Raw genomic sequence first — 5001 nt, forward strand, 5'->3', positions numbered from 1 at the left:
GGCTTGGACGGCCGGCTTGGACGGCCGGCTTGGACGGCCGGCTTGGACGGCCGGCTTGGACGGCCGGCTTGGACGGCCGGCTTGGACGGCCGGCCTGAACAGCAGGCCTGGACGGCTAGGCGAGCGCTGTGGGGATGTGGTCCAGCACTTCGAGCGAGGCCAGGCCGTACGCGTGGAAGTCGACCGCCTGCGCCCCGGCGGCCCTGGCCGCGCGGACCTTGGCGGCCAGCCGGTCGGCGGAGTCGCTGTCGGGCACGCCCGGCCTGAGCACGGCGCGCAGCTCGCGGTCCTTGCTGATCGACCGCTGGTACGCCCCGACGTCGTCCGCGACCCTGGCCGCGTCCCTGGCGTAGGCCGGCACCGCGAAAGACGGCACGAGGTCGCCCAGGGCGACCACGTCCACGCCGATCTGCCACGCGTCGTGTGCCGCGAGTCCCGCCGACGGGAGGCCGTCCGCGTGTCCCTTCAGCGCGCCGGTGGCGTCCACGAACGTGAGCTTCGAGCCCCCGTCGGTGACGGCCGCCGAGACCTCGGCCACCAGCGACGTCACGCTCTCCGACCTCGCCCGGGCGTAAGCGACCACCTCGGGGCCGGCGTACGCGGTCAGGGCCGCCCGGGTCACCTCGCCTTGCGCGGGCGGGTCCCCGCCCAGGACGCCCGCGACGATCCGGCCGCACTCCTCGCGGGCGACCTCGCCGTTGACGCCGAGGTCCACCGCGCGCCGCATGCAGTGCCGGCAGAAGCACAATCCGAACAGGAAGGCGTCCATGGGCCCGAGGGGCACGAAGCTCCGCTCGTGGTGGTAGCCGTGCGCGAACGCGCCGAAGTGCAGCGACTCCGCCACGACACTGTCCACGCCTTGACGGGCGACCGAGCGCGCGAGCGCCACCGCGTACAGCCGGGCGTCGGGATGGGACGGGCACAGGTCGGCGGGCGATCCCCGGTCGCCGAAGCAGTTCTGCACGGTGACGTCGAGGTTCGCCGAGCCGAGAGCCGAGTTGTGCAGGAAGACCGTCCAGCCGTGGAGCCCCAAGCCGCGCTCGCCGCACGCCCGGCGGATCTCGGCCAGCGGCCCCTCCTCGGCGCCCTCCTGCACCGGGGGAACCAGCCGCAGCCCGCCGAAGACGTCCTCCGGCGGGAGGAAGTGCACGCCGTCCCGGCGGACCGTCAGCCTGGTGGCGCCGTGGGGCGTGACGTCCCTCGCCTCGTGATAGGCCGCGGCGATGGTCACGCCTCCCACGCCGTAGGCCGAGACGCGGTCCAGGACCTTGTCCACGCCCTCCCCGCGGAAGTCCTCGACGAAGGCGTAAAGCGTGCTCTCCATCCTCATCGACCCTTCTGCGCGGCGCTTATCGGCCCTTGTAGGCGACGAAGTCGATTTCGACGAGGATGTCCAGCAGGTCCGAGCCGACCGTCGTCCGAACCGGATACGGCTGGGTGAAGTAGGACTTGTAGACCTCGTTGTAGGCCGCGAAGTCCTGCTTGAGGTTCTGCAGGTGAACCGTCGCCTTCACGACGTCGTCGAAGCCCAGTCCGTGGGCCTCGAGCACGGCGCCGAGGTTCCGCATGGTGCGGTGGGTCTGGGCGGCCACGTCGTCGCCGACGACCTCCCCGGTCTCCGGGTCGAGCGGGCCCATCCCCGAGGTGTAGACGAAATCACCGACGACGAGACCCTGCGAGTACGCCCCGACCGGCGCGGCGCCGTCGGTCGTACGGATCTCCTGCTTGCCACCCATGTTCACAACTCCTAGAAGTACGTCTTGATCAAATCAATCACGACATAGTCGTCGTCGACCACCGGGATGACCCGCCACTTGTCGAAGGCGGTGCAGGGATGCGAGATGCCGAACGACACGAGGTCTCCCGGTCGCAGCCTCACCTCCGGCGCGATCGACAGGTAGGCGTGCTGGTCCTGAACCTTCTCCACCCGCATCCCGATCCCACCCGGCACACCGTCCGGCGCGTCGTCAGGCACCGGCTCGACGAGCGCCGCGGGTCCGCCGGGCCGTACGGCGTGGACGAACGGCATGTCGAGGTCGTAGGGGACGTCCCGCTTTCCCATGCCGACGAGCGCGAGACCCGGCTCCGGCACCGACAGGACCTGCGCCCACACCTCCAGGGCGGCGTGGAGCTCACCCTCGAGTACGGCTCCCGCCACCTCGGAGCCGCTTCGGTTGTACGGCGTGCGTTCCCGGTAGAAGCCCTCGTCGTGGGCGACGTAAGCCCCGCTTCGCAGGATGACGAGCGCACCGGGCCCTGAGTCCGCCCGCGCGAGCGGCGCGAGTTCCTCGGCGACGAGGTCGAACCACGCGCTCCCGCCGGCGGAGACCACCATCCGGCCCTCCACGAGAGGAGCGACCGCCTTCGCCGCGTCCACGAACTCGCGCAGGAACGCCCGGACCTCCTCCGCACCCGGCTGGGTGCCCTCGTAGCAGGCCACTCCGGCGAGCTCCACGCCACGGGCCTGCCGGGCCGCCTCAGCCACCTTGAGCAGCTCCGGTAGGCCCCGGCAGCCGGTCCGACCGCCCTGATGGCCGAGCTCGACCAGGACGCGGAACGGCACGGCGCCGGCGTGCTTGTCGAGAAGGCGGACGCCCTCCACCGAGTCGACGAAGCAGAGGAACTCGAACCGCTCCAGCTCCCCCGCCAGCCAGCGAAGCGCGCCCTCGTCGAATATCTCGTTGGCGAGCAGCACACGTGGCACGCCGACGCGGCGATAGACCAGCACCTGCGAGGCGGTGGCCGCGCTGATCCCCCATGCCCCGGCGTCGAGCTGCGCCTGGAAGAGCGACGGCGCCATGGTCGTCTTGCCGTGCGGCGCGAGGACCAGGCCGCGGTCGCGGGCGAAGCCGGCGAGAGTGGCGATGTTGTGGTCCAAGGCCGAGCGTCTCGCGACCATGATCGGCCAAGTGAACGAGCCGTCGAACAACGAGCGTCCCGTCGCGGCGAACTCCCCCGCCGCGACCGAGCCCTCGGGTTGCAGGAACCCACGCGTCTGCCAGTCGACGACCGCGTCAGCCGTCTCCAGGCGACCGACGACGTTCACATCGCCCCCTGTCGGTCATCCGGGTTCCGCCCTCAGGTTCTCCTGGTGCGGACCGCTTCGCTGGATCGTACTCGACCCTCCGGCCGATGCCCGATCCGAAGGAGTCACGAGCCCTGCCGTACGGCTGCCTCCGCCCGCGTCCGATCTCAGGCCGGGCGGAGCGCACGGCCCGGGGTCGCGCCGGTGAGCAGACCTCCCCGAAGGACGGGAACCCCGGAGACCAGCACATCATCGACGCCGACAGCCACCGAGCGCGGCTTCTCGTAGGTCGCGGTATCGGCGACGCGCAGGGGATCGACGACGATCAGATCGGCGGCCTGGCCGCGCCGTACCAGACCGCGGTCCGGCAACCCGAAACGGCGGGCAGGGTGCGAGGCCAGGTGGACGGCCGCCTGCTCCCACGTGAGGTCGCCGAGTTCGCGGACATGCCTGCCGAGATAGCGCGCGAAGGCGCCGAAGCCCCGCGGGTGCGGGTGGCCGCCCACGTAGATGCCGTCCGATCCACCGGTGTGGCCCGGGTCTTTGAGGATCTCGCGCACGGACCGCTCGCCCTCGGGGCCTTCGTCCGCGCGGGCCGCGACACAACCCGCCTCGAGACGGGTCTCGATCAGCAACATCCGGCAGAATTCCGCGGGCTCCATGCCCTGCCTGTCCGCGGCCGCCGGAAGGGTCATCCCCTCTGCCCACTCGAATCCCGGCGCGTGGGACAAGGTGATCCGGGGCCACAGATCCGCGAGGCCGGCCCACTCGCGTGCCAGCCGTACATGCTCGGTGCGCAGCAGGGAGACGGCCTGGTCCGTGTCCGCCGCCGGAACCCACGAGGGGAGCGTGACCATCGCGAGGATCGTGCTGCTCCGCAGGTAGGGATAGCTGTCGAAACTGATGTCCACCCCCTGTCGGCGCGCGTCCTCTACCAGGGGCAGCAGCGTCGAGGCGGGGCCGTGATAGTGCGAGACGTGCACGGCGGCGCCCGAGCGTTCGGCGATCGCGACGACCTCAGCCATCCCCGTCGGAGCAGAGGCTCCGTAACCGCGCATGTGCGTCACGTACGGCAGGGCCCCGAGGGCCTGGCAGAGGTGGGCCAGCTCGCCGACGTCCGCGTACCGGCCGGGTACGTATTCGAGCCCGGTCGACAGGCCCGCCGCGCCCTGGGAGAGGCCCGTCTCGACCGCCTCTCGCATGACCCGCAACTCGTCGGGGTCGGCGGCCCGCTCCGCCGGGCCCATGGCGTCGAAGCGGATCGTTCCGTGGGGGAGGAGGTAAGCGGTGTTCAGCGCCGTCGCCCGGTCGTAGCCCGCCAGCAGCTCCGCCACACTGACCGGGCCGTCGATTCCCGGGTGCGCGCCGTTGACGGCCGCGAAGTATCGCTTCGCGTAGTCGAGCGCGGCCACCGACCTCGTGGGCGCGAACGACAGACCGTCCTGGCCCAGCACGAAGGTGGTCACGCCCTGGCGCAGGGCGGCGAGCTGGATCTCCTTGTCGAAGACGACCGCATCGCCGTGGGCGTGGCAGTCGACCAGGCCGGGCAGCACGTACCGGCCGGCGGCGTCGATGACCGTCGTGGCCTCGGCCTCTCCCAGCCTGCCGATCGCCGATACACGTCCGTCGACGACGCCTACATCGGCTCTGAGGGCCGGTGCGCCGGTCCCGTCGACAATCCGGCCGCCTGTGATGAGGACATCGAAGGTCACGAGTTCGATTGAATCACTGACCGGCGCGTGCGGGCTTCTCGGCACCGCCCGAGCGCGAGCCGTGTGGATGCCCGGCTGAGTGCGCATCGGGGTGTCGGCCGGTGTCTGGCGTCTGCGATCCGTTGGGTTGCCGCAGCGTGGTCGATGCGTCGGCTTCGGGTCGTGTCTTTGGCTCATGTTCTTCGGGGTTCGTCGGGTGGATTCGGGGTGGCGTTCGTTTCTTGTCCGGCTGCCTGGCTGGGCATGGGGTTGGGGGTGCTGCGG

General features: G+C 71.2%; 4 protein-coding genes. All 4 read right to left on the reverse strand.

The genetic code is table 11. From position 1 onward, the window contains the following. Window positions 1–115 precede the first annotated feature (115 nt). The 4 genes from Pph01_RS18610 to Pph01_RS18625 all read right to left on the reverse strand — a co-directional run bounded on the left by Pph01_RS18610 (window position 116) and on the right by Pph01_RS18625 (window position 4737). Window positions 116–1324, reverse strand: coding sequence for a hypothetical protein (locus Pph01_RS18610; protein ID WP_204074387.1), 1209 nt, complete (start codon window positions 1322–1324; stop codon window positions 116–118). Between the two features lie 25 nt (window positions 1325–1349). After that, window positions 1350–1736 (reverse strand): Rid family detoxifying hydrolase, encoded by a 387-nt coding sequence (locus tag Pph01_RS18615; RefSeq protein WP_204074388.1) that lies wholly within the window; start codon window positions 1734–1736, stop codon window positions 1350–1352. Between the two features lie 11 nt (window positions 1737–1747). Further along, window positions 1748–3046 carry a type III PLP-dependent enzyme domain-containing protein gene (locus tag Pph01_RS18620; RefSeq protein ID WP_239116825.1) on the reverse strand — a complete coding sequence of 433 codons (1299 nt, stop codon included), beginning with the start codon at window positions 3044–3046 and terminating at the stop codon, window positions 1748–1750. A gap of 146 nt (window positions 3047–3192) precedes the next feature. Then, complete coding sequence (locus Pph01_RS18625) at window positions 3193–4737, reverse strand: N-acyl-D-amino-acid deacylase family protein (protein WP_204074389.1); 1545 nt, start codon at window positions 4735–4737, stop codon at window positions 3193–3195. Window positions 4738–5001: the final 264 nt, after the last annotated feature.

The organism is Planotetraspora phitsanulokensis, from assembly GCF_016863295.1.
GTDB lineage: Bacteria > Actinomycetota > Actinomycetes > Streptosporangiales > Streptosporangiaceae > Planotetraspora > Planotetraspora phitsanulokensis.

Bases quoted from the DNA above. Each gene is read 5' to 3' on its own strand.
- Pph01_RS18610 (WP_204074387.1), bottom strand. From the start codon at position 1,324: ATGGAGAGCACGCTTTACGCCTTCGTCGAGGACTTCCGCGGGGAGGGC.
- Pph01_RS18615 (WP_204074388.1), bottom strand. From the start codon at position 1,736: ATGGGTGGCAAGCAGGAGATCCGTACGACCGACGGCGCCGCGCCGGTC.